General features: G+C 62.3%; 24 protein-coding genes. 16 read left to right on the top strand and 8 right to left on the bottom strand.

Annotation, left to right across the window (positions count from 1 at the left end; all coding sequences use genetic code 11):
- Nucleotides 1–20 precede the first annotated feature (20 nt).
- A complete protein-coding gene (locus tag VES88_08005) occupies nt 21–1,214 on the bottom strand; it encodes a patatin-like phospholipase family protein (protein ID HYN81429.1) in 1,194 nt (397 codons plus the stop codon).
- A gap of 55 nt (nt 1,215–1,269) precedes the next feature.
- Here VES88_08005 and VES88_08010 point away from each other — a divergent pair, with 55 nt between their 5' ends.
- The 6 genes from VES88_08010 to VES88_08035 all read left to right on the top strand — a co-directional run bounded on the left by VES88_08010 (nt 1,270) and on the right by VES88_08035 (nt 9,154).
- Nucleotides 1,270–2,463, top strand: a complete 1,194-nt coding sequence (locus VES88_08010) for an aminotransferase class V-fold PLP-dependent enzyme (GenBank protein ID HYN81430.1) — start codon at nt 1,270–1,272, stop codon at nt 2,461–2,463.
- Nucleotides 2,464–2,619: 156 nt separating this feature from the next.
- A complete protein-coding gene (locus VES88_08015; protein HYN81431.1) occupies nt 2,620–3,735 on the top strand; it encodes a tetratricopeptide repeat protein in 1,116 nt (371 codons plus the stop codon).
- Entirely contained in the window at nt 3,732–4,853 is a 1,122-nt protein-coding gene (locus tag VES88_08020; protein HYN81432.1) for a tetratricopeptide repeat protein, read from the top strand. Before VES88_08015 ends, VES88_08020 begins: the two co-directional genes overlap by 4 nt.
- Entirely contained in the window at nt 4,850–5,761 is a 912-nt protein-coding gene (locus VES88_08025; GenBank protein ID HYN81433.1) for an ABC transporter ATP-binding protein, read from the top strand. Before VES88_08020 ends, VES88_08025 begins: the two co-directional genes overlap by 4 nt.
- Complete coding sequence (locus VES88_08030) at nt 5,761–6,471, top strand: hypothetical protein (GenBank protein HYN81434.1); 711 nt, start codon at nt 5,761–5,763, stop codon at nt 6,469–6,471. Before VES88_08025 ends, VES88_08030 begins: the two co-directional genes overlap by 1 nt.
- 58 nt (nt 6,472–6,529) lie before the next feature.
- Nucleotides 6,530–9,154 carry a pitrilysin family protein gene (locus tag VES88_08035; protein ID HYN81435.1) on the top strand — a complete coding sequence of 875 codons (2,625 nt, stop codon included), beginning with the start codon at nt 6,530–6,532 and terminating at the stop codon, nt 9,152–9,154.
- 33 nt (nt 9,155–9,187) lie between these two features.
- Here the strand turns inward: VES88_08035 and VES88_08040 are convergent, their stop codons facing one another.
- Nucleotides 9,188–10,732: a hypothetical protein gene (locus VES88_08040; GenBank protein HYN81436.1), complete on the bottom strand. Its 1,545-nt coding sequence runs from the start codon at nt 10,730–10,732 to the stop codon at nt 9,188–9,190.
- 64 nt (nt 10,733–10,796) lie between these two features.
- Between VES88_08040 and VES88_08045 the strand changes: the two genes are divergently transcribed.
- Nucleotides 10,797–11,339 (top strand): CDP-alcohol phosphatidyltransferase family protein, encoded by a 543-nt coding sequence (locus VES88_08045; protein HYN81437.1) that lies wholly within the window; start codon nt 10,797–10,799, stop codon nt 11,337–11,339.
- Entirely contained in the window at nt 11,336–11,845 is a 510-nt protein-coding gene (locus VES88_08050; GenBank protein HYN81438.1) for a hypothetical protein, read from the top strand. Before VES88_08045 ends, VES88_08050 begins: the two co-directional genes overlap by 4 nt.
- Before the next feature lie 28 nt (nt 11,846–11,873).
- Here the strand turns inward: VES88_08050 and VES88_08055 are convergent, their stop codons facing one another.
- Nucleotides 11,874–12,131, bottom strand: a complete 258-nt coding sequence (locus tag VES88_08055) for a hypothetical protein (protein ID HYN81439.1) — start codon at nt 12,129–12,131, stop codon at nt 11,874–11,876.
- Nucleotides 12,132–12,265: 134 nt separating this feature from the next.
- Entirely contained in the window at nt 12,266–13,111 is an 846-nt protein-coding gene (locus tag VES88_08060) for an alpha/beta hydrolase (protein HYN81440.1), read from the bottom strand.
- A gap of 87 nt (nt 13,112–13,198) precedes the next feature.
- Between VES88_08060 and VES88_08065 the strand changes: the two genes are divergently transcribed.
- Nucleotides 13,199–13,933, top strand: a complete 735-nt coding sequence (locus VES88_08065; protein ID HYN81441.1) for a thioredoxin domain-containing protein — start codon at nt 13,199–13,201, stop codon at nt 13,931–13,933.
- Complete coding sequence (locus VES88_08070; protein HYN81442.1) at nt 13,930–14,388, top strand: vitamin K epoxide reductase family protein; 459 nt, start codon at nt 13,930–13,932, stop codon at nt 14,386–14,388. Before VES88_08065 ends, VES88_08070 begins: the two co-directional genes overlap by 4 nt.
- A 29-nt stretch (nt 14,389–14,417) precedes the next feature.
- Here the strand turns inward: VES88_08070 and VES88_08075 are convergent, their stop codons facing one another.
- Together VES88_08075 and acs are read right to left on the bottom strand one after the other, a co-directional pair.
- Complete coding sequence (locus tag VES88_08075; protein ID HYN81443.1) at nt 14,418–14,792, bottom strand: hypothetical protein; 375 nt, start codon at nt 14,790–14,792, stop codon at nt 14,418–14,420.
- 87 nt (nt 14,793–14,879) lie between these two features.
- Entirely contained in the window at nt 14,880–16,853 is a 1,974-nt protein-coding gene (gene acs / locus VES88_08080) for an acetate--CoA ligase (protein ID HYN81444.1), read from the bottom strand.
- 80 nt (nt 16,854–16,933) lie between these two features.
- On the opposite strand from acs, the gene ccmA reads away from it, so the two are divergent.
- The 5 genes from ccmA (at nt 16,934) to VES88_08105 (ending at nt 20,584) form a co-directional block, all read left to right on the top strand.
- The gene (gene ccmA, locus VES88_08085) at nt 16,934–17,656 is read left to right on the top strand and encodes a heme ABC exporter ATP-binding protein CcmA (GenBank protein ID HYN81445.1); all 723 of its coding nucleotides are present in this window, start codon (nt 16,934–16,936) and stop codon (nt 17,654–17,656) included.
- On the top strand, nt 17,595–18,329 hold the full coding sequence (locus tag VES88_08090; GenBank protein ID HYN81446.1) for a heme exporter protein CcmB: 735 nt from the start codon (nt 17,595–17,597) through the stop codon (nt 18,327–18,329). The genes ccmA and VES88_08090 overlap by 62 nt, the downstream gene beginning before the upstream one ends.
- Nucleotides 18,326–18,988 carry a cytochrome c biogenesis protein CcsA gene (ccsA, locus tag VES88_08095; protein HYN81447.1) on the top strand — a complete coding sequence of 221 codons (663 nt, stop codon included), beginning with the start codon at nt 18,326–18,328 and terminating at the stop codon, nt 18,986–18,988. The genes VES88_08090 and ccsA overlap by 4 nt, the downstream gene beginning before the upstream one ends.
- An 85-nt stretch (nt 18,989–19,073) precedes the next feature.
- A complete protein-coding gene (gene hemC / locus VES88_08100) occupies nt 19,074–20,048 on the top strand; it encodes a hydroxymethylbilane synthase (GenBank protein HYN81448.1) in 975 nt (324 codons plus the stop codon).
- Nucleotides 20,045–20,584, top strand: coding sequence for an inorganic diphosphatase (locus tag VES88_08105; protein HYN81449.1), 540 nt, complete (start codon nt 20,045–20,047; stop codon nt 20,582–20,584). The genes hemC and VES88_08105 overlap by 4 nt, the downstream gene beginning before the upstream one ends.
- Before the next feature lie 128 nt (nt 20,585–20,712).
- On the opposite strand, the gene VES88_08110 is transcribed toward VES88_08105, so the two are convergent.
- Nucleotides 20,713–21,057, bottom strand: a complete 345-nt coding sequence (locus tag VES88_08110; protein HYN81450.1) for a hypothetical protein — start codon at nt 21,055–21,057, stop codon at nt 20,713–20,715.
- Nucleotides 21,058–21,244: 187 nt separating this feature from the next.
- Between VES88_08110 and VES88_08115 the strand changes: the two genes are divergently transcribed.
- The gene (locus tag VES88_08115; GenBank protein HYN81451.1) at nt 21,245–22,534 is read left to right on the top strand and encodes an MFS transporter; all 1,290 of its coding nucleotides are present in this window, start codon (nt 21,245–21,247) and stop codon (nt 22,532–22,534) included.
- Between the two features lie 25 nt (nt 22,535–22,559).
- On the opposite strand, the gene VES88_08120 is transcribed toward VES88_08115, so the two are convergent.
- Nucleotides 22,560–23,303, bottom strand: a complete 744-nt coding sequence (locus VES88_08120) for an aquaporin (protein ID HYN81452.1) — start codon at nt 23,301–23,303, stop codon at nt 22,560–22,562.
- Between the last annotated feature and the right edge of the window lie 44 nt (nt 23,304–23,347).

The following is a 23,347-nucleotide window of genomic DNA, read 5'->3' on the forward strand; positions in this document are numbered from 1 at the left end:
TTTCTCGGTTGCTCTTGTCTTTACGCGGCGCCCGCGCTTTCAGCCGGCGGAACCTCCAGTGCCTCAGGCGGATTCTCCATCCTCGCCCCCTCGGCCGGCGTCACTTCAATGGCGTACGTCGGGCAGTGCTGCACGAAATCACCATCGGCCGGCGACCACTCGACGTTTGGAGTCCACGGCACCGCCTTCCCGAATTCGTCCATCGCCATCGCTTGCGGTGCGAGCGCAGCGCACAGGGTGCAGCCGATGCATTTGTCCCGGTCTACCGTGATCCGCATCGAGCGCAGGGGGAAGATCCCGGTCCCGGCACCGAGCGTGCTCTCGAATCCCTCGAGCGCCTCCGTCGCGGCGCGATAACCGGCGTCCATCAGCTCGTCTGCATGGGTGAAGCTGAACCACCCGATGTGCGTCACCCTCGGCCGGATCAGCGTCATCGGCGGCCCCGCCCAGTGCTCCAGAGGCGCCAGCTGAAGCGCGTGCATCATCGTCGTGGCGGCTCGCATGTAGATCGCGCTGAACCCGTGTTTCGCGATGTCCTTCTCGGTGAGCAATGCGCTGCTTCCAGTGTCGACGGCGATAACCGCGTCCATTCCTCGTCCGGCAATCGCAACCGGAAGGTTGTCAATAACTCCGCCGTCGACGCAGGGCCGTCCGTCGACGTGACCCGGCGGATAAAAACCCGGCAGTGCGCACGACGCGTAGACTGCATCGGCGATCTCAACGTCCTTCAATCCGGGGAGTCCCCACACCACCTGCGTTCCACGCTGAAGATCGACGGTGTTCACGAGGAGCGTGTTGGCGAGCTCGTGGAATTTCCCCTTTGGCGCAACCGCCGCGCACAGTTCGCGCAACGGCTTCTCCAGATAAATTGCCGGCAAGTGCATTCGGTCGAGCACCATTCCGAGCCTGTTGAGGCGGAACAAGTCGCTTCGCTTGAGAGCGCGCGCCCGGGCAGCCATGTCGTCAATGGGCATTCCTCCCGCGGCGGCAGAGGCGATGAGCGCGCCGATACTCGTTCCGGCATAAACCGCTGGCACTATGTCCCGCTCGGCGAGCGCCCGCAGTACGCCGACGTGTGCGAACCCTTTCAGCCCGCCGCCTCCGAGCACGAGCGCGATGCGCGGTCGCGGCTGGGTCGATTTACGAGCGCGCCGCGATGAAGTCTTGCGCTTCGCCTTCAGGCCCGACTCCCGCGAGTCATCCGACTCCGACATTTCGTGTGCACGCTATAATGTTATCAGTCCACCTCAGCCTCTGGATAAACGAGACTTGTCCACGAATCAGCTGCTCGCGTTCCGCGAAGAATTTCCGATTCTCGAGAAGACGACCTACCTCGTGTCGAACTCCCTCGGTCCGATGCCGAGGACGGTGCCCGGGAAGCTCGCCGAATACGCGCGCGACTGGGGTGGCCTCGGCGTAAAAGCCTGGGCACGCGGCTGGTGGGAAATGCCAGTTCAAGTCGGAAACGAGATCGCGCCTCTGATGAACGCCGGCGCCGACGAAGTCGTGATGATGCCCAACGTATCCATTGCTCAGTCAGCCGTCGCATCGGCGATGGATTTCTCGGCCGACAGAAATACGATCGTGATGACGGCGCTGGACTTTCCATCCGTGCTCTACGCGTATCATGCGCTGGCCGAGAAGTTCGGCGCGCGTGTGGTGGTCGTGGAATCCGGGGACGGCATCGGTATCGACCAGGAGAAGCTCCTCGCGGCGATCGACGAGAGGACGAAGCTCGTGGCTGTATCGCACGTGATCTTCAAATCGGCATTTGTCATGGACGCGAACGCCATTTGCCGACGAGCCCACGAGATGGGGGCGCTGGTCTCGCTTGATGCGTTTCATTCGGTAGGCATTCTGCCCGTCGACGTCAAAGCGAGCGGCGTGGACTTTCTGACCGGCGGCGTTCTGAAATGGCTGTGTGGTGGTCCGGGGGGCTGTTTTCTCTACGTCTCACCTCGTGTGCGCGACCAGATGGCGCCCGCCATCACCGGATGGCAGGCGCACGCGCGTCCGTTCGCGTTCGAGGAGCAGATGGAGTACACGTCGGGTCCGTTCCGCTGGCTGAACGGCACGCCAGTCATTCCCGCGCTTTATGCCGCCGCGGAGGGGCCGCGAATACTCCGTCGAGCCGGAATGAAAGCAATTCGCGCGCGGAGCACCGAGCTGACGTCGCGTCTGATTGAGCTTGCCGACGAGCGCGGCTTTCGCGTCAATGCGCCGAGGGATCCTGAGCGCCGGGGAGGCACCGTAGCGATCGATGTCGATCATGGCTACGAAGTTGCTCAGGAGTTGCTCGCTCGCGAGATCCTCGTCGACTACAGAGTGGGGGCGGGCATCAGGGTCGCTCCCCATTTCTTCACTCGCGACGAGGAGATCGAGGAAGTCGTCGGCTCGATCGCAGAGATTCTGGAGAGTGGAAAGTGGCAGCGTTTCAGCGAGCAAACGGCCGTCGTGACGTGAGTCCAGGCAACGACCGGAACGCTTTTTCGTGATCGTTCAGAAAAGCGGAGGTGGTCTGCGGAAAAACTCTTCGAACCCTTAGCATTTCGGCTTGAACAAAACGGCGCTTCGATAGTACAATAGGGCAACTCGATCAGTCGGAGGTAATAACCCGCCATGGCTACCCCGTTTCTGAGTTCCGAGGAGTATGATGAGAGAGCGCATCAGTTGTACAACGAAGGCCAGTACGACGAGGCGTTGGACGTACTTCGCGAGGGGCTCGCACTCTACCCGAATTCGGTAGAGCTGCACATTGGCGTCGGTTACGCGTACCACGCGCGCGAAGAATTCGCGTGGGCCCGCCGCAGCTTCGAGGAGGCACTCGTCCTCGACCCCGAACATGAGGACGCGCTAGCCGGACTCGGTGAGACCCTTCTCAAATTCGGCCAGCAAGCCGCGGCCCTCAAGAGTTTCCATCACACGCTCGAGCTCGGCTATGAGGACGACATCGAGCTCATGCTGCAGATCGGCCGGGCGCTTTTCCGCGAAGGACTGATCGACGAATCCCGCGAATACTTCGAGATCGCGGCGCGGCAAACACCCGATTCCGCCGAAGCCGTTTCCTGCATCGGCTACGCCCAGCACCGCGCGGGCGACGACGAGTCGGCCATTGCCACGCTTCGGCGGGCTCTCAAAATCGACGAGGACCACACTGAAGCGCGGATTTACCTCGGAAACATCTTTTACGACCGCGGGGACTACGAGGCCGCGCTGTACCATCTGGATCGGACGTCCCCCGACGACCACTGGGACGAATTGGGCATCTGGCGCCTGATAGAATTGAAGAAGATGGTCTACCGTTTGCGAGACAACGACCCGGAGCTCAAGCCCTGGGAGGAGCGCCTCGCCGAGCTGGCGGGCGAGCCCGACGATATCGACGAGATGCTCGCCGAGATCGAAGCCAGGGCCGCCGAGTCGGCAGATAACGACGCGCGCGGACAGCTCGAGCTGTTCGGCGCACTTCTCGGCAGCTTCGCAAAAGAGAAGCTCCTGGGGCCGACAGCGCACTGCATCACGATCGACGAGGATCACTCGTTCGAGGGAACCTGGGAGGAGATTCTGCTGAAGCTGAGCGACGCACGGGGCGGGGAAGCAGGCGGAACCATCAAGGAGTTCATGGTGAACGAGGCGCGTCGAGGCTACTCGCTCACCGGTTGCACCATCCCCACCGAGGATGCGGAGAGCTTTATCCGCGGAAGTGCCGATGCCGGACTTCTGCGGATAGTCAGATGAACGCAAATCAGCAGTCCGCTCTAGCCGCGCTGCGGGCGGTGTCACCGATTGCAGGGCGGCTCGATCGCTCACGCGATGGTGAGGATCGGGCAGCAGACATTCTGGAGCTCTGGCAGGGAACGGAGACGGCACTTCGCGCGTTGATGGGCGGGTCGTCGCTCGGAGGCCAGGCTTTGATCCGCGAGCTTCGCCAGCTCGAGCTCATCTCGCTCGGCCAGGCCTATGCGCTTCTAGAATTCCTGGGCGCGCGCGACCGTGCCAACCGTACGACATACCGCGCCACCGATAACGACGTCGCAGTCGCACGCGAAGGCTTCCGGCAGCTCGAGGCCGGACTGGAGGCTGGAGCTGTCGAGGCTCCTCCACTTCCCCCGCGTCCAGGCGAGGTTGCGGCAGGCGCGGCTGCCGGCGCTGCGGCAGGCGCCGCGGCGAGCTCGCCCTATGCGCCCGGCGGTTATACGCGCGACCGCACGTCGCCCGTCTCTCCGTTCGCCCCCGGCGTGTACCGCTCGACGCCGGGAGCAACGCCGCCGCCGGAGTATTCGACGCCGGTAGAGCCGGCTCCGACCTACGCGTCCGCCACGCGGCGCATACCGCAGAACCTGTGGTTCATTCTGTCCGTGGTCGTGATAATCGTCGGCTCAATCGGAGCATATGCGCTGATTGCAAGACGCAGCGATCCGGCGAAGATCATGGACGAAGCGGTGACGATGATGCAGACGGGGCGGCGTGAAGCCGCGCGCGGAGAATTCTCACGGATCGTTCGCGAGCATCCGGAGCTTGCGACCCCGCACGTATTTCTCGCCCGCATGGCGCGCGAGGACGGCGATGTGAACACGGCGCGCCGCGAGCTGGAAGCTGCCATCCGTCTCGAGCCGAAGAACGCAATAGCGCTCCGCGAGATGGGACTGATCCTTTTCTCGACCGGGGATTACGAGCTCTCGCGCCGATTCTTCGTTCGCGCGGTGCAGGTGAACCCGGACGACAAGAGCTCGCAGGGCTACCTGGGCTGCGCCATGGCACGACTCAACAGGCTGGAGGAAGCGCAGCGCTTCCTGAGCCGCGCCGGACCCGGCGTCTGGAGCTCGTGCATGCAGCAGCCATTGCAGCCGTTGTGATCGAACTCAAGAACACCTCTAAAACCTATCGCCCCCTGTTCGGCCGCTCGGTAACGGCGGTCGTTGATTTCTCGCTCGATATTGCCGAAGGCGAAGTCCTCGGGATCGCCGGGCCCAACGGGGCGGGAAAGAGCACGTTGCTTTCGCTTCTCCTCGGCTATCTGAAACCGACGAGCGGCACGGTCCTGATTCGCGGAATGGATCCGCGCGCATTCATCGAGAAAAACGGCATCGGCTATCTGTCGGAGCTCATGTCGATCAACCCGAACTGGAAGGCGGAAGATGCGCTGACGCGGTTCGCCACGCTCGCCGCGGTGCCGCCGCGTGAAATCCCGACTCGTGTGAACGCCGTGATCGAGGAGCTCGGAATCGGCGAGCATCGCGATAAGAAGATCAAGGCGCTGTCCAAGGGAAATCTGCAGCGGCTGGGAGTGGCACAGTCCCTCCTGCGCGACGAGCAGATAATGATTCTCGACGAGCCGACGCACGGCCTCGACCCCGTGTGGACACAGCGATTCCGGGGAATCGTCGAAGGGCTCCGGCGGCCGGGACGGACAATAATCATCGCCTCGCACAATCTCGATGAGCTGCAGCGGCTCGCCGACCGCGTCGCAATCATCGACCGTGGCCGGCTTCAACGCCTGGTTCAGACGGGCTACGACGAGGCGACTGACACCGGCGGCAAGTATCGCCTGTCGATCGCCGCCGGGGCGCCCCGTGTGAGGGAGTTTTTTCCGGCTGCGGTCGATACCGGCGAGGGCGAGTTTGAGCTTTCAGTAGGAAGCGTCGTCGAGCTCAACGCCGCGCTCTCGCGGCTCATCGCAGGGGGGGTGCTGATTGCCGCGGTCATGCCCGCGCGTTCCGTGCTCGAGCAGCAATTCCGCGAAGCAGTAGGAGAACAGAACTGATGGCGCAGAACCTCACACGCTATGCGTACTGGCACTTCCGCGACTTCGTGAGAGAGCGCGGACTGGCGCTGATAATCACCAGCGTGCTGCTGGGGTTCACGGTGGTCGCACCGATGCGGGCGATGCTCGGCTCGAATATCGGCGAGGCCGATGCGAAGCGCATTCTGATACTCGCGCTTCCGCAGGTCGTTTTCATCGCCGCGTTCATCGCCTTGAATGGAATCGTCTCGACCGACAGGAAGCTCGGCTATTATCGCTTTCTATTCTCCAAGCCCGTCAGTATCCCCGCGTACTACACGCAGTACTTCGTCGTCTCCGTCGTTGGATTTCTCACGGTTTTCGTTTTCCTCCTCGGCGTCTTTGCGATTGTCATCAGACCAATCAATCCGGTCGGTGCGCTCGCGTTCTGCGCGCTCGTGTATCTCTCGTTCGGGGGGATTGCGTTTCTCGTCTCCAGCCTGTTCAGGTACGACTGGCCGATTCTCGCGGGGATTTACCTCGGGTCCGCCCTGGTGAACGGATTCTGGGGACTGGAAACAGGCTGGAAGCTCTTCATCCGCAACATCCTTCCGCCCCTGCACCAGCTGTCGCCCAACGACCTCGTCAATCTCGGGACGGTGGACACCCGGGCAGTTGTGTGGCTCCTCGGCTACAGCGCGATCTGCTTTGTCGCGGGACTCGTCGTCCTCTGGAAACGCCCAATCGGATGATCGGAAACGGTAGCGTCCCGATGACTTTCACTCGCGTGGCTCGCCGCCGCTACCGACAGTGGCTGCGCTGATAGAGCCAGGCTCGGTCGAGCGAGCCGTCCTCCCGAACGGATTGACGGTCCTTCTCCGGTCGGATCACTCAGCTCCGGTCGTCGCGATCGTGACGCATGTGAAAGCGGGTTACTTCGACGAGACCGACGACATCGTGGGGATCGCCCACGTTCTCGAGCACATGTTCTTCAAGGGAACGAATCGACGCGGCGTTGGCGAGATCGCGAAGGAGACAAAGGCGAGCGGCGGGTATCTGAACGCCCATACGATCTATGACAGCACAACGTATTACACGGTGCTTCCTTCGTCCGGCCTCGCGGCCGGACTCGACATCCAGGCCGACGCATACGCGAACTCCGCAATAGACGCCGCCGAGCTCACGAAGGAGCTCGAGGTGATCATCCAGGAAGTGAAAAGAAAAACGGACACGCCGGGCGCTCTCGCCGTCGAATCGCTCTACGAGCTGATACACGACGCGCATCGTATCCGCCGCTGGCGCATCGGCCACGAACCCGGCCTTCGCAGCTTGAGCCGCGAAGACCTTGTCGGGTTCTACCGGAACTTCTATCAGCCGTCCAACACCATCCTTTCGATAGTCGGCGATTTCGATACAGCGCAGACGCTGTCGCGTGTGTCGGATCTCTATGGACCGCTTCCGGACTCATCGCCGGCGCGCAATCCCGGGCCGGCTGAGCCGCCGCACGATGACTTTCGTTATCGGGAAATGTCCGGCGACATTTCCCAATCGCAGCTGGTGTTCGGATGGCGCACTCCACGTACCTTGCACGAGGATACTGCGGCGCTGGATGTAGCGGCTTCACTGCTCGGCACCGGCCGCGCTTCGCGGCTGTACCGCGCTCTGCGGGAGCGACAGCTCGCCTCGTCGGTCACGGCCTACAACTATACGCCGACCGAGCTCGGTGTCTTCGTTGTGCACGCTGAGACCAATCCCGAGCGCGCGGAGGAGGCGGCGCTCGCAATTGCGGCACAGATGCGCGCGCTCATCGAGGGCCCCATTCCCACCGCCGACCTCGAGCGTGTTCGCCATGTCTTCGAGGCTCGCTGGATCCGCCGCCTGGAAACCATGGAGGGCCAGGCAAACTATCTGCCCGAGTGGGAAGCTCTGGGAAGCTGGGAGATTGGTGAGGACTACAAAGCAGCATTCATGTCCGCGACAGCCGCCGATGTCAGGAGAGTAGCGGAGCGTTACCTCACGACGGAGCGCGCAGGTGTTGTGCTGTACCGTCCAGGTGCCTCTCCTGCCGTGGCGTCAGGTATGGATGAGATGCTCGGCATACTTCGCGGCAAGCCCGCCCGGCCGCTCGAGTCGCTGCCGCCTCGACGCCGGGCTCCGCTCACGCCTGGCGCGACCGCGCCGGCGTTCGAGCGTGAAGAGGCCGGAGTCTCCGTCTTTCGAGCTCGCAGCGGCCTTCCAGTGCTGGTGCGTCCAAAGCGCGGCTCGGCGATCGTCCACCTCGGTGTATTCGCTTCCGGAGGTGCCCGCGACGAGCCCGGTGAGCTGAAGGGAATCACCACGCTCGTCGCGCGCTCGATGCTCAAGGGAACGCGGCGGCGAAGCGCCGCTCAGCTCGCGGAAGATGTCGAGATGCTCGGTGGCAGACTCAAGGCCGGCGTAGCACTGGAAGGTTTCGGATGGACGCTGTCGGTCCCCGCGCGGCATCTCGCCGCGGCGGCGGAGCTCCTCGGCGATGTCGTTCAGAATGCGGCGCTGGGCGAAGACGCGATCGAGACCGAGCGCGCAGTTGCAGTCGCGGACGTCGTTGCGATGCGCGACGACATGTACAGGTATCCGGTTCGCCTCGTCATGTGCGCTGCGTTCAAGGGTCATCCGTATGCGGTTTCGTCGCTCGGCACCGAGCGCTCGCTGCGCGAAGTCTCGGTACGCAGCGTTCGGGACTGGTATCGCTCACGCGTTCTGAAGGGCACGCTGGTCGCCGGCATTGTCGGTGATGTCGATCCGGCGGAGGCCGCGCGCATCGTTGCTGGTGAGTTCGGATCGCTTTCAGCATCCACGCCACTCCCGTTGCCGTCGCCGGAGTGGCCCGCGGAAATGTCCGCGCGGGATGATTCACGCGACAAGGCACAGACGGCGCTTGCGATAGCATTCCCCGGCCCGGCGCGCAGAGATCCCGATCGGTTCGCCGCCCGCATCGTCGCCAGCATCGGCAGCGGCCTGGGCGGCCGTTTCTTCGATGAGCTGCGGGATCGTCAGTCGCTCGCCTATACGGTGCACGCGTTCAACAGCGAGCATCAGCTTGCGGGCGCATTTGTGGCGTACATCGCTACTTCCCCCGAGAAGGAAGATGTTGCCCGCGCCGGGCTCCTCGCCGAGTTCGAGAAGTTGCGCCGGGAGCCTGTGACGACCGACGAGCTGGATCGCGCAAAGCGATACGCGATCGGATCGCGCGCAATACGTCAGGAACGCGGCGGCGCTATACTCGGTGACATGATGGACGCGTGGATGCTCGGCACGGGGCTGTCGGAGCTGGAGGAGCATGACGCCCGCGTTTCGGCCGTCACGGCCGATGACGTGCTCCGTCTGGCTCAGGAGTACTTCGATCCGGCACGGCGAGCTGAAGGAATCGTCAGAGGAGTTGGAAGGACGGTCTAAAATCAACTGATAAAGGCAAGGTATCAGTTGACCTTATCTAACAGCAGTTTCCTTGAGCCCGGTCTGAGCCCGCCTGACAGCCGCGACTGAGGATCGCAGCCGGCCACCGGGCGCCCGGAGTCCTCGCATTGCGTCGTAATCCCCGGCTTCGTAAACGATCAAGCCCTTGATCGATGGTTGACTCGTCGCCCAGGCGAGCACGCCCCAGAGTGACAGCTCCTGATTCGTCTCCCCGTGAGCGATCGGATACCCTCCGGCCGCGAACACCCACGCCGGCTTGGGCCGCGCCGTAAACGGCCGCATCCACCTCTGCGCGACGCGCATGTGAGTGTCGAGTGAGCGCGCGCCGTCGAACCCGGGCATCAGTGAAAAACCGACGATGTCGATGGGTGAGCCGCGCGATGCCGCCCACGCGAAAAGAGTGCTGTCCCGCGCACCGTAGCTCGACGCGGCGAAGGCGACGCGTATCCGCGGGTTCACGTGGTGTGCTATCGCCGCCGCGCGCGTCAGATAATCGATCCAGTACTCGGGCTCCTGTATACCGAGAGCCCTCGACCCCGCGGCGTATGGCTCGAGCGCGGGAATGAGGATATCCGGACGCAGTCGTCGTGAAATGCGGTCCACGTCGGCCAGTCGCTTTCTCGTGTATTCCGCCTCAGACTCGCGAAACTGGCGAGTCGCGTCGGGGGGATAGCCGAGCGCGATGATGATCCGGACACTGTCCGCGCGCCGGACGTCGACTGTACTGGCAATCGAGTCGAGTGAGGAGAGTCGAGCGCCGCGCGCGTCGACCACGATCGACACGGCATCGAGGCCGAGCGAGTCCGCCAGTTTCGCGTCCTGCTCGAGCGCGAGCGGTGGAGGTGGTCCGTCGAGGTCGGGGAAGATCTTCAGGCCCAGCTCGAAGTCGCCCTCAGGGTGCTCCTGCAGCTGCTCCTTCGCGTACTTCTTGTAGCTGCGCATAGTCTCGAAGGCGCTCGGCATCTCGATCAGGACAAGGCCCGCCATGGCAGCGACCGATGCCGCGATGAGGCCGCGGATTATTCCGCTCATTCGCCATCGTGCCGGCAGTGACGGCGAAAGCACCGGCACCATGAGATATGCAGCGCTCCACAGCGCGGCGGGACCGAAGAAAAATCCAAGACTGGCCGTCTGCGCCGCCGACAGAGCCAGCGAGAATTCGGGGGGCGATCCACCCTTCGACACTACGTACCGCGCCACGACGACCACTGCGATTATCGCGTTGTAAACGGCGACAGGAACGCCGAACCAGGGCGTGACGAACCGGCGGCTGAGAGCGTACGCGGACTGAATTGCACAGAGGCACGCGGTGACGGGCCAGATCCAGGAAATGGGCTGGATAGCTCGTCCGTAGAGAATCGACGCAGCTGAATACGCGACTATGAGGGCGGGAAGAAGCAGCAGGCCCGCGAACGCGGTAATCGCTGCGAATGACCGGGGTGCGCGGCGCAGCTGCGCTACTCTTCCCGCGACCAGGACGTCCCACATGATGAGAATCGCCGCCACCGCGGCAAAGGCGACGGCGAGCAGGTGGTCACTGTTCAGCGCGGCTGACACGGCCGGAACCTAGGTGTCACGCAATGAGGTGGCAAGCACATCACAGCGCATCTAGCTTTGGCAGATGAAGCGCGGCGCATTGTTAAATCTTCCCAACAGCATCTCGCTTTCACGCCTCATCCTCGCGCTTGCGTTCGTTTTGGTCGACGGCCGATGGGAGCGCACGTTTCTCATTCTCGCTGCCGGCGCAACGGATTTTCTCGACGGCTGGTTCGCGCGCATGGGAAACAGCTCATCCGTTGCCGGCGCACTGATCGATCCGTTCGCCGACCGTGTCTTCGTCCTTACCGCAATTTCGGCTTACCTGATCGACGGCATTCTGTCGACCGCGCAGTTTTTCATTTTTCTGTCGCGGGATATTGCCACAGCGGTCGGCTTTGTGGTGGCACGATTCATTCCCGGCCTCGGCGCGTCCGCCTTTCAGGCTCGAATGCTCGGGAAAACCGTCACGATGCTGCAGCTCGTAGCTCTCGTTGCCGTGCTTCATTTCGAGAGCGCTACCGGACCCCTCATCGCAATCATCGGCTGTGTTTCCGCCATCTCGATCATCGACTATACGATCGCCCTTTCGCGAGCGAGGTCGCGGGCCAGGCAGGCGTCGCGATGAGCTTGCCATCGCGCACAGCGACTTTCGTCCTGTGCGCGGTTACATCGCTCTTTGCGTCCGGCAGGGCAGAGGCGCAACAACCGCCCGCACCTCCGCCACCCGAAAATCGCCCGGGCAAGGTCGCCCCTGAAGTACGGCTGGACGCAATCATCGCCACCCTGAGCGCCCTCCACGCGGGCGCAGGCTTCACCACCGCTGCGGGGACTTACGTTCGCACCGGAGCGGTGGCCGGCGTAGGATTCAGTCGCGATGGGCTGAGCGGGAGGCTCGACGGCATGGCCCGATTCCATTTCGATCCTTTCAGGCAGAGTCGCTGGGCGCCGTATGGAGGTGGCGGGCTGTCGGGAAGGTTCGACCGCGGCGAAAAGGCGCGAGCGTATCTCATGTTGCTGCTCGGTCTGGACGGACCCGATTACAGCGGGGCTACGCCTTCATTCGAGCTTGGATTGGGGGGCGGAACACGCATTGGCGTGATTGTCCGCCGAGCCACTGCGGAGCGGCGATAATCCGCGCTCCGGCAGGGCATGGGGGCTTCTAGACTGCTGTCTTGACTTTGGCGGGCTGAATGAAGCGCTCGCCGAGAACGCGCAGCTGGGCGATCTCTTCCTCGCTCAGCTCATGGTACCGGTCGGCCAGGTACGCCATCGTGCCGTCGAACCACTCCTGCTGATCTTCGGCGGCCGCACCGATAACTCCGCACTTCATGATATGCTGGAACATCTCGTCGCGCGCCTCGACAAACGGCGCTGCAGCCGGCGCGACCTCTCTCCTGTATTTCCTCTGAGTCTTCATCAATTCTGGTTGAATGTTGGTGATTCTGATACCCAAATCTAACGGATAAGTGCCGCGAATTGCTGTAAACGCCGCGTTTCAGTCATTGTCGGCCTCAGGAATTGCTCGCCAGCGAGCCACTCATCCGCTAAGGGTCAGGCAACGGCGCGCTTCCTCATGAAGTCGAGCAGCATCTCAACCAACCGCTCAGGGTTTTCCTCCGGCAGCAGCCGGCCGACTCCCGGCATTCGTACCAGCCGACCGTCGGGCAGGGCATTCGCCAGTTTTTCGGCTACCCGGCCTTCCACGAATGGATCTTCCTCTCCCCAGAGAATGATCGAAGGAACGTGAATGCTGCGGAGATCGATGTCCTCCAGATCCTCGGCGCTGATCGAGCTGGCGAGTGCCAATAGATGATTCGTGCCGTCCTTCCCGACGAATGGGGCGAGATAGCGAGCAATAAGCTTTGTCGGCATGTGCTTCTCAGGATCGGAAACGCTCTTCTTGAGCACAGCCTCGATCAAGGGTGCGGCTCCCAGAATACCGCGCCTCGTACGGAAGGCGAATTTCGCAGTGTTCCGCTGCATCTGCGTTATGTCTTTCGCCGGCAGCTCGTCGAAGGCGGGAGGATTTATCAAAACGAGCTTTTCAACGCGCTCGGGCCGGGTTGCAGCGAGGCGCAGCGCGACATCGGCGCCGAGATCCACTCCCACGAGGACGCCGCGTGCCACTCGCAGCGCCGTCATCGCCGCGTCGAGGTACTCGGCTTGCGCCGCAATCCCGAAATCTGCGTCGAACGGGCGGTCGGATTCTCCATGCCCGAAGAGGTCAACCGCGTATGCCGTATGGCCGGCGTCCGTTATCGAAGGCGCGATGTTTCGCCACAGAAAACTCGAAGTGGCGAACCCGTGTATGAGAATTACCGCGGTGCCGCCGTGCCCGTACCTCTCTACGTGCATTGCTCCGGGCCCAACAGGAACGCGCAGCTCATCAGCTTGCATATCGATACCTCGTCAATAGCTTTTTTCTACCCTGCCGCCGGCCAACTTCGTGCCGCGCACATTCCTCGCTAATAACCACCCGTACAAATGGCCGCAAAACCACCGTCTGGAAGATCGAAGGACCGGCGTCCGAACGTCGTGCGCAACGCATCAACCCGGCCAAAGGGTTTTTATGCGATCCTCCTGCTCATCGCAGTTGCCGGCGCAAGCATACTCGCCTACACGATGACCCGCAAACCATCGACAGCCGCAGCCCCCGCCCCTCTCAGCGCCAGCTCGGCCACCGCCGGCCCGCCACAGGGATATCTCCTGGGCAAGGCTGATGCCCCGGTCAAGATTCTCGAGTTTGCCGACTTCGAGTGCCCGGCGTGCGGGCGTTTCGCGACCATCACCGAGCCGGATATTCGCACGCGCCTCATCGATACGGGGCTGGCGAGCTTCACCTACTACGACTACCCGCTGCCGCAGCATCTGAACAGCCAGTCAGCGTCGAATGCTGCCGCCTGCGCCGATGAGCAGGGCAAATTCTGGCCGATGCACGACCGGCTCTACGGAGCGCAGGATCAGTGGAACTCACAGGCAACGGATAACCCGAAGCCGATGTTCATGAGCTACGCATCGGGCATCGGACTCAACATGAGTCAATTCGAATCCTGCTACGACACCCGGAAGCACCAGAGCCGGATCGTCGCAAATTTCGCCGAGGGTGAGCGCCGGAGAGTCAACTCGACGCCGACGTTCATCGTCGGAGACAAGCAGGTGGCGAACGCCCTCTCTTACGACGAGCTGAAGGCGATGGTGGACGAAGCAGCGAAGAAATGACAAAAAGAATGATCGTGGCGACGCTCTCGCTCGCCGGGATCTTCGTCGCGCTGTACCTGCTTCTCTACAAGCTCGGGATTGTCGGAAACCTCGCCTGCAGCATCGGTTCGTGCGAAACGGTCAATCTCAGCAAATGGGCGACGTTTCTCGGCGCTCCGGTGGCGGCGTGGGGGGTCGGCTTCTACATCGTGATGTTCGTGCTGGCCCTCGCGAGTCTTCAGGACCGGTACGCCGAGTCGGTGGGGATGTCGAAGATTCTCGCCCTCGTCTCTGGCAGCGGCTTCGCTTTCTCGGCCTGGCTCACGTACCTGGAGTTGTTCGTGATCCAGGCGGTCTGTCAGTGGTGCGTGGTGTCAGCTGTCATCGTGACGATCATCGTCATTTTCGCGCTGCTGGATTTGCGGGACCGCTCTTCTGTCGCCGGGCTGGACTCGTCGACGCTTCAGGATCTGTGAGCTGGACACCGAGGCACCGATTGGGTTTTTCAGGCCCGCTTGACGTTCCTCGCTCGTGCTGCGGCGTCGTCGAGACGGAGGCGTGGCTTTACTTCCTCGTCTTCCTGGCCTTCCTCGCGAGCACGCCGGCGGAAGGGAACCAGATCACGTCCAAGGCTCACCAGCGCGCGCGTGGCGACGGTGCTTGCCAGCGGCTCGGGGATTCCCATCACCCTGATGTACGTGTCGATCGCCCGGTCGAATGAAAGATCCTCGGCAAGCGTGTCGACGAACATCAGGGCGTTGTCGACGTGGGCACGGATTATCGTCTCTTCGGCGCGGGCCTGCGACAGCCGCAGCCGCCTCTCCGCATTTGGATTGAGCTTGCGTCCAAAGATCGATTCAGGGAACAAACCACCGAACATGAAGCCTTCCTCTTTCTGGTTCTCGTCTTTCTTAATCTAAGGCACGGTTCATACCACGGTCAGATGCGCTGGTGCACTTCCGAATCGTCAGCTCTCCTGCCCTTCATACTGCTCCTTCAGACTTGCCACCACAGACGGATCAGCGAGAGTCGTAGTGTCACCGAGTATGCGACCCTCGGCGATATCGCGCAGAAGGCGCCGCATGATTTTTCCGGAGCGGGTTTTTGGCAGGTCTGCGGAGAAAAGGATGTCGTCGGGTCGGGCGAGAGCGCCTATCTTCCTCGCCACGAACTGCCTCAGCTCCTCGCCGAGCTCGGGGCTCGAGGTCTTCCCGTCCCGGAGCGTCACGAAGGCGGCGATCGCCTGCCCCTTGAGCTCGTGTGTCCGCCCAACCACTGCGGCTTCAGCAACCGCCGGATGCTCCACGAGAGCCGATTCCACTTCCATGGTTCCGATGCGGTGTCCGGCGACGTTCAACACGTCATCGACTCTGCCGAGGATCCAGAAATAGCCGTCTTCGTCACGTTTGGCGCCGTCGCCGGGAAAATAAAGATCGGGGCGGCCGGGCCATTTCGAAAAGTAGGTCTCGACGTATCGCGCATCGTCTCCCCAGATTGTACGCAGCATCGAGGGCCACGGCTGCGTCAGTGCGAGGAGTCCGCCTCCCACTTCGATTCTCGTGCCCTCATGGTCAAGCAGCTCGGCGGAATACCCAGGGAGCGCGCGCGTGGCGCTGCCGGGCTTGCATACGGTAACGCCGGGCAGTGGTGAGATCACGATGGCGCCTGTCTCGGTCTGCCACCACGTATCTACGATCGGACATCTGCTCCCACCAATGTGCTCGCGGTACCACATCCACGCTTCGGGATTGATCGGCTCGCCGACAGAGCCGAGGAGTCGTAAGCGCGACAGGTCGTGGAGCTTCGGATGCTCGGCGCCCCATTTCATGAATGCGCGAATGGCAGTCGGCGCGGTATACAGAATTGTCACACCGCGACGCTCGCAGATGTCCCAGAAGCGATCCTTCGCCGGCGTGTCCGGAGCTCCCTCGTACATCACGCACGTCGCGCCATTCGCGAGCGGACCGTATACGAGGTAGGAATGGCCCGTCACCCAGCCGATGTCGGCGGTGCACCAGAACACATCGTCGTCGCGGAGGTCGAAGACGATCTTCGTCGTCGAGGCTGCTCCCGTCAGATAGCCGCCTGTGGTGTGGACGATTCCCTTTGGCTTTCCTGTGGTCCCCGAAGTGTAGAGAATGAAGAGCACGTCTTCCGCGTCCATCGTCTCCGGCTCGCACTCGGCCGCGACTTCCGCGACGAGGTCGTGGTACCATAGGTCGCGGTCTTCTTTCATCGGGGCTTCGATGTCAGTGCCTTTTGCTCCCTCGGCAACCCGCCAGCGCTGGACGACGACGACTTTCTCGATAGACGGGGTGTCGTCGAGCGCTACGTCCGCGTTTCGCTTGAGCTGAATCACCTGACCGCGGCGATAGCTGCCGTCAGCCGTGATGAGGACTTTGCATTGTGCGTCGTTGATCCTGTCCCGCAGCGACTCGGGTGAGAAGCCGCCGAATACCACTGAATGAATCGCACCGATTCGGGCGCAGGCGAGCATCGCAATCGCCGCCTCGGGAATCATCGGCAGATAGATCGCGACGCGGTCGCCTTTTGTCACCCCGAGAGAGCGCAGCGCGGACCCCATCCGGGCGACCTCGGCGTGGAGCTCGGCGTAGGTCAGCGTGCGCTCATCGCCCGGCTCGCCTTCCCAGATTATGGCGGGCGCGCCACGACGTGGCCCGTCGAGATGGCGGTCGAGGCAGTTGACCGAGACGTTCAGCTTTCCGCCAACGAACCACTTCGCGTGAGGCGGCGTCCAGTCGAGAGCTTTGTCCCATTTGCGGATCCATTGCAGCTCGCCGGCCTTTCGCTCCCAGAAAGCGACGGGGTCGCGCGCGGCCTCGTCGTACACGTCGGTCGAGGAGACGATGGCGGACGCGCGAAACTCTTCGCTGGGCGGAAACTTCCGGTTTTCCTGAAGGAGAACGTCGATGTCGTTCATGGCAGGGAGATGAGTGGCGGTGTTTCGCGAAGCTTATCCTGTTTTGCACGGGACGCGCCAGAGTAGCACCTTTCCGATACATGAACTCCAATCCGGCCGCGGTGGTGGAGGCTGATTCCGTCGCTCGGGCATTTGGAGCGCGGCGCGCCGTCGATGGGGTGAGCCTCAGTGTCCACGCCGGAGAATGCCTGGCCGTCTTCGGTCCGAACGGCGCAGGCAAGACCACGCTGCTCCGCTTGCTCGGCGGACTGCTCAAGCCTTCGGGCGGCACTGCACGCATTGCGGGCGAAAAGGTACCGGGCGGGCCGGAGATTCGGCGGCGAATCGGCCTCATTTCTCACCGTACGCTCCTCTATGAAGCGTTGACCGCGCGCGAAAACGTGGAATTCTTCGCGCGACTTTACGGAGTTGCCAATCCGGGCGATGCCGCGACGCGTGCGCTCGAGCGGATGAAGATCGCTGACCGCGCCGCCACGCCCGTGCGTGCATTGAGCCGTGGCATGAGGCAGCGGGTCTCCATCGCGCGCGCAACTGTTCATGGGCCAGGCGTGGTTCTGGCGGACGAGCCGTTCGCCGGTCTCGACGTTTCCGGTGCAACCGCGCTGTCGGCGCTGCTCGGCGAGCTAAGGAGCTCGGGAGCGGCGCTCGTTCTCGTTACCCATAACATCGACGAGGGACTGTCGCTCGCCACGCACGCGGCGATCATGCACGAGGGACAGCTGCTTCTGAACAGCGTTGCCGATGCCATCCCTCCGTCGGAGTTCAACCTGCGGTATCGCCAGATGGTGTCGGCCGGTGGGTAGTCTGTTCCGTGACGCGCTTCTCATTGCGCGAAAAGACCTGATGATCGAGTTCCGCACGCGGAGCGCATTTCTCGCGGTGCTCGTCTTCGCTCTGCTCGGGATTGTCATTTTCTACTTCGCGTGGGACGTCACGGCCGTGTCGGCAGCCGATCTCGCTCCGGGCGTGCTCTGGGTGATATTCGCGTTCTCGGGACTGCTTGGTCTCAATCGGTCGTTCGCGGTCGAGAAGGAAGAGGGTGCGATAGACGGACTGCTCGCGTCGCCAGTCTCGCGCGAGGCGATTTTTCTTGGCAAGGCGCTCGCTAATCTTTTGTTCGTTCTCGCGGTTCAGGTGATCGCCATTCCCGCGGTGTCATTCTTCTACGGGCTTCCCCTCGCGGGTGTGGCTGCCCCGCTCGCCGCGATTGCCGTGCTGGCGGCAATCGGACTCGTTGTCGTGGGAACGCTTTTCAGCTCGATGGCCGCGAATACCCGGCTGTCCGAGCTGCTGCTGCCCATACTGTCGCTTCCATTTTTCGTGCCGATTGTGATTCCCGCGGCGCAGGCCACAGCGAAGCTTTTGAGCGGGCGTCCCGTTGGCGACGCACTTCCGTGGCTTAGATTGCTGCTGGCTTTCGATCTTCTGTTCGTCGTGGCGTGCACGCTCGCCTATCCATTCACAATCGAGGAATGAAACCGACACCGTTATCGATCGCTGCCGCGATCGGCGTGGTGGTTGCCTTTGTTCGCGTGTTTTTCTTCACGCCGACTGAGGCGATTCAGGGTCTTGCTCAGAAGATTTATTACATCCACGTGCCGTCGGCGTGGGTAGCGTTCCTGGCGTTCTTTCTAGTTGCGCTCACCAGTGCGCTTTACCTCGCCCTTCGGGAAGACCGTCTCGACAGGATCGCGGAGTCCTCGGCGGAAGTGGGAGTGGTATTCACGACTGTCGTGCTCATCACCGGCCCGTTGTGGGGAAAGCCGATCTGGGGAACGTACTGGACGTGGGACGCACGGCTGACGCTGACGCTTTTTCTGTGGTTCGTCTACGTGGCCTACATGGTGTTGCGCAGCGCTGTCGAAGATCGCGATATGCGCGCACGCTACAGTGCCGTGCTGGGAATACTCGGCGCGCTTCTAATCCCTTTCATTCATCTGAGCGTCTACCTCTTCAGGACCCTCCATCCGATGCCGATTCTTGGGAAGCCGGAGAGGCCCTCGTTGCCGAATGAGATGTTGAGCACGTTCATCATCGCCTTCGCGGCATTCACGCTGCTTTACGTCGCCCTCCTCAGGGCACGTTATCGCTATGCAGTGGAAAGGGATGGTGTGAAGCTTCCGGAGGGCGACTGATGCCTGACAACGCGGGTTTCTATCATGCCGCATACGGAATGGCAGCCGCGGTCTACGCGATTTACGCGCTGACCATCTACTGGCGGTGGAAGCGCGTACGGTCGAAAAGCTGATACGCATCGGTAGTCGCCCGTCCGAGCTCGCGATGAGAAGAGCGCGGACGGTCGAGGCTTTGCTCCAGGCCGCAGGCGCGAAATGCGAGATCGTGACGATCAAAACCACCGGTGACAGGAAGCGGAAGGATCTCGCCAGTCACGTTGGTGAAACGGGTCTGTTCACGCGAGAGCTCGAGAATGCGCTCGCGAAGGGGAAGGTCGATTACTGCGTTCACGCGTTGCGCGACCTGCCCACCGAAATGTCAGCGGATCTCGACATCGTTGCGTGCCTCGAGCGCGACGACCCGCGTGACGTCCTTGTCGTGAATGCCGTAACGCAGGCCGATTCACTCGAGAGCGTGCCCGCGGGTTCGCGCGTCGGCACATCCAGCCCCGCCCGTCGGGCTCAGCTCCTCGCTCGCCGGCGCGATCTCGAGGTCGTCGAGCTTCACGGCGACGTTCCGACGCGGCTTCGCAAAGTGGAGCGAGGGCAGGTCCACGCGACGATCTTCGCCGCATCCGATCTCATCCGACTGAACGCGACACAGAGGATCACAGCGTGGTTCGAGCCGCCCGGCTGGCTGCCGGTCGCCGGCCAGGGGGTGACGGCAGTGCAGATCCGCGCCGACGACGATGAGATGCGCCTGCTGCTCGCGGAACACGATCATCCACCCACTTCCATCGCGATCCGGGCCGAGCGCGCGTTCCTTGCGGCGCTCGACAGTGGAGGCCACGCGCCGATTGGTGCGCTCGTTCAGGCCGACATGACATTGCACGGCTTCGTGAGCGATCCAAGCGGCCGGACCATCGTGCGAGGCTCGCGTCGCGTCGATCCCTCGTTGCCGGAGGAATCCGGTGAGTCACTCGCTGCGGAGCTGCGCGAGCGCGGCGCCGGAAGTCTCCTGGCTGAGCTCCGGAGTGCGGAGCGGGCAAAGGCAGCGGACTCGTCTATCTTTAGCCCGTGAATCCCTGGCACGATTTCCTCGTTGGCGCGCACCCGCCGGAACGCATCACCGCAGTGATCGAGATTCCGCGCGGAAGCCGCAACAAGTACGAGCTCGACAAGGTCACCGGCCAGTTCAGACTGGACCGCGTTCTTTTCTCTGCAGTTCACTATCCGGGCGATTACGGCCTGATCCCTCGAACCCTCCACGAGGACGGCGACCCGCTCGACATTCTCGTCAGCATCAACGAGCCGACCTTTACGGGTTGCCAGATAGACTGCCGCCCCCTTGGCGTTCTCAAGCTCCTCGACCGCGGAGAGCCCGATGACAAGATCATCGCCGTGCCCTCGCATGACCCGTTTTACAACGACACTTTCGACATTGCGGATCTGTCGCAGCATTACCTCAAGGAAGTGGAGCACTTCTTCCACATCTACAAGGATCTGGAGGGACGGCGCGTGGAAATCGTAGGATGGGAAAAGAGCGAAGTCGCGATGCAGGTGATAACCGACTCCATCAAACGCTACGACGAGAAATACTTCCGGGTCGGGCCGTGATAACGTCATGAAGGAAGTCGCCGAAGATCCGCCGGATCATGACGTGGATATCGAGTGGCTTCCTTCGCATCGCTCGACCGGACGCGGTGCTCAGAACCGCGCAGATGCCCTAAATCCTCCAGGACCCGTTAAAACGGAGGAATTCTGAGCGTGACCTGATCCCCCGCCGTCACCACGATCTCGTCGCTCACGGGTAAGCGATTCGAGCCTATCGGATCGGCGAGAAATCTCAACGGCGTCGCGCCAAATATCACGTGCCTGGGAATCGTGAACACGCTGGTGTTGAGTCCGTTCGCAGTGCCGAGGCGTATCCGCTCGCTGCCTCGGATTACATAGATGTTCATGTCCAGCGTCGCCTGGTTTTCAACTCTGATAGTGGTCGGCGCACTTGGATCGATCGGAACGCGCAAGCTGGTGCATCCGGCGAGAAGCCCAACCGCCGCGACTACAAAAAGCCTTCGTGACACTCTCATAGCGGTCTCCTGTTGCCCCCCGTCCGTTCGGCCATGTTTCGTGGCAGGTTACGTTCCATACTTGTCGCCCAGTTTCGCCAGCCGTTTGTCATCGGAAGTTGATGCTCCGTAGACGGTCCGGAGTCAACAGTTACGCCATGATCCGCGTTAGTCCGTAGTCGGAGACGCTCGCCCGAGGAAGCAACGGATGAAAGGAAAGCTGACGGTCCTCATGATCACGGCGTTCGTAGACATGCTCGGACTGATAATCCTCTATCCCCTCCTCCCCTTTTATGCGGAGGACCTGGGTGCCGACGCCGCAATCATCGGCGCGCTCATCGCCGCTTTCTCCGTTGCTCAAATGATTGCGGCCCCCGTCTGGGGCTGGCTCTCCGACCGCTACGGAAGAAGGCCAGCGATCCTGGTCGGTTTGCTGCTCTCGGCGGTTGCCTATGTGATCTTCGCATTCGCCAGCTCGCTCTGGCTCCTCTTCGTCTCCCGGATCGTGCAGGGACTGGGCGGTGGAACCATCGGGGTAGTACAGGCTTACGTGTCCGACGTCAGCGACACGAAGGATCGCGCGAAGATGCTCGGCTGGCTGTCTGCGGTGACCAGTCTGGGCGCAGTGATCGGGCCGGCGATCGGCTCCGCGCTTGTGCGATTCGGTGGACGGCAGGCACCCGGTCTCGGATCTGCCGCGCTTTGCATTCTCGTGGCCGGATTCGCATGGAAGTTCCTGCGCGAATCGCGCGGGACGGCGACTATGGAGATGGCCGCAGCGGGTCATCAGCAGAGTGGAGGCGGAGGGGTCATGCGAGTGCTCATGAATCCCCATGATCCCGCAACGCGCCTGATCCTGATCTACGCAATTGCCATCGGCGCTTTCTACGGCACCGGAGCGATTTTGCCGCTCATCCTTGCCGATCGCCTCGCCGTCGACGAGCAGAACGTCGGCTACTTCATCATGTACCTCGGCGGAATTGGCGTGATTGTTCGCACCGGGATACTTGGCCGGATGATCGAGTGGCTGGGGGAAGCGAGATTGTGCCGTCTCGGACTTGTACTCCTTGCAGCGGGTCTCGCGCTTGTGGCCGCGATCAATTCGTACCCGATTCTGTTCTTGTCCTTCACGCTGATGCCGCTCGGGACGGCGTTCATTTTTCCCGCAGTCACCGCGATGCTTTCGCGCGTGGTCTCGAAATCGGAGCGCGGTCTCTATATGGGAGTGCAGCACACGTTCGGCGGCATATCGCGTGTGTCATTTCCGCTGGCGACGGGATTCGCGATGGACAGGCTCGGCAAAGGCGTGCCGTATGTCGTCGCGGGCGCGTTGGTTTTAATCAGCCTGGCGCTCACATCGCAGATGGAGCGTTACGCCGAGCCGCCTGCGTCCGCTCCAAAACCATCTCCCGAGCTTGCGCCGCCGGCGGAGAGCTCACCGGTGATCGAGCCGACTACGGCTGAACATCCCGTTCCGGTACGAAAGTCAGCCGGCTGAGAACAACATCACTCGGTGTTCATTTTCATCCGTGCTCCGCTCCGTGCCGTCCTTTGCCCGGCGTCGCGGGTTTGAGCACCCCGTGATCCACCGGCTCGACGCCGCGCTGCAGGAACAGGTGCTCATAAAGAAGCGCGCCGACGATTGCACCGGTGATTGGTGCCATCCAGTAAAGGAACTGGGCCTCGAAAAATCCGCTGGCCACCGCCGGGCCGAACGAGCGCGCGGGATTCATCCCCGCTCCCGTCAACGGTCCGATTGCGAGGATGTCGGCAGCGACAACGAAGCCGATGCCAAGGCCCCCGATGCGTGGCGCCTTCGGATCCACGACGGTTCCAAAAACTGCGAGCATGAGGAAGAAAGTCGCCACCGCTTCCAGCACAAAGCCTTGCGTGCCCGATACCTGAAGCGCCAGCGCCTGCCCCCCGCCGTGGGTCGACTGAAACAACGTGAACGGGAAAGTCCATTTCAGGAAATACGCGCCGAGGAGCGCGCCGATTATCTGGGCGCAGATGTAGACGCCGGCCATGATCGGCTCGATGCGTCGCGTCGCGAGAAAGCCGATCGTCACCGCGGGATTGAAGTGGCCTGAAATGCGCATGAATGCGCTGACCATGACCGCGAGGATGAGCCCGTGCGCCAGGGCTATCTCAACGAGTCCTGTTGGGGTCGCGCTGTCCTTCGCGATCATGATGGAGGCGCCCCCAACGAAAACCAGGGCGAAGGTGCCAATCAATTCAGCCACGAAGTGGCGCCATGAGTCGCGCATAACTGGGCTCCGTTATCGTTGAGAGTACTTTCGATCTTCAGCCG

The organism is Gemmatimonadaceae bacterium (assembly GCA_035633115.1).
In the GTDB taxonomy this organism is placed as follows: Bacteria; Gemmatimonadota; Gemmatimonadetes; order Gemmatimonadales; family Gemmatimonadaceae; genus UBA4720.

Coding starts and splice junctions, on each gene's coding strand:
- VES88_08005 (HYN81429.1), bottom strand. CDS start 1,214: ATGTCGGAGTCGGATGACTCGCGGGAGTCGGGCCTGAAGGCGAAGCGC.
- VES88_08015 (HYN81431.1), top strand. CDS start 2,620: ATGGCTACCCCGTTTCTGAGTTCCGAGGAGTATGATGAGAGAGCGCAT.
- VES88_08020 (HYN81432.1), top strand. CDS start 3,732: ATGAACGCAAATCAGCAGTCCGCTCTAGCCGCGCTGCGGGCGGTGTCA.
- VES88_08030 (HYN81434.1), top strand. CDS start 5,761: ATGGCGCAGAACCTCACACGCTATGCGTACTGGCACTTCCGCGACTTC.
- VES88_08045 (HYN81437.1), top strand. CDS start 10,797: ATGAAGCGCGGCGCATTGTTAAATCTTCCCAACAGCATCTCGCTTTCA.
- VES88_08050 (HYN81438.1), top strand. CDS start 11,336: ATGAGCTTGCCATCGCGCACAGCGACTTTCGTCCTGTGCGCGGTTACA.
- VES88_08055 (HYN81439.1), bottom strand. CDS start 12,131: ATGAAGACTCAGAGGAAATACAGGAGAGAGGTCGCGCCGGCTGCAGCG.
- VES88_08060 (HYN81440.1), bottom strand. CDS start 13,111: ATGCAAGCTGATGAGCTGCGCGTTCCTGTTGGGCCCGGAGCAATGCAC.
- VES88_08065 (HYN81441.1), top strand. CDS start 13,199: ATGGCCGCAAAACCACCGTCTGGAAGATCGAAGGACCGGCGTCCGAAC.
- VES88_08070 (HYN81442.1), top strand. CDS start 13,930: ATGACAAAAAGAATGATCGTGGCGACGCTCTCGCTCGCCGGGATCTTC.
- VES88_08075 (HYN81443.1), bottom strand. CDS start 14,792: ATGTTCGGTGGTTTGTTCCCTGAATCGATCTTTGGACGCAAGCTCAAT.
- acs (HYN81444.1), bottom strand. CDS start 16,853: ATGAACGACATCGACGTTCTCCTTCAGGAAAACCGGAAGTTTCCGCCC.
- ccmA (HYN81445.1), top strand. CDS start 16,934: ATGAACTCCAATCCGGCCGCGGTGGTGGAGGCTGATTCCGTCGCTCGG.
- VES88_08090 (HYN81446.1), top strand. CDS start 17,595: ATGCCATCCCTCCGTCGGAGTTCAACCTGCGGTATCGCCAGATGGTGT.
- ccsA (HYN81447.1), top strand. CDS start 18,326: ATGAAACCGACACCGTTATCGATCGCTGCCGCGATCGGCGTGGTGGTT.
- VES88_08110 (HYN81450.1), bottom strand. CDS start 21,057: ATGAGAGTGTCACGAAGGCTTTTTGTAGTCGCGGCGGTTGGGCTTCTC.
- VES88_08115 (HYN81451.1), top strand. CDS start 21,245: ATGAAAGGAAAGCTGACGGTCCTCATGATCACGGCGTTCGTAGACATG.
- VES88_08120 (HYN81452.1), bottom strand. CDS start 23,303: ATGCGCGACTCATGGCGCCACTTCGTGGCTGAATTGATTGGCACCTTC.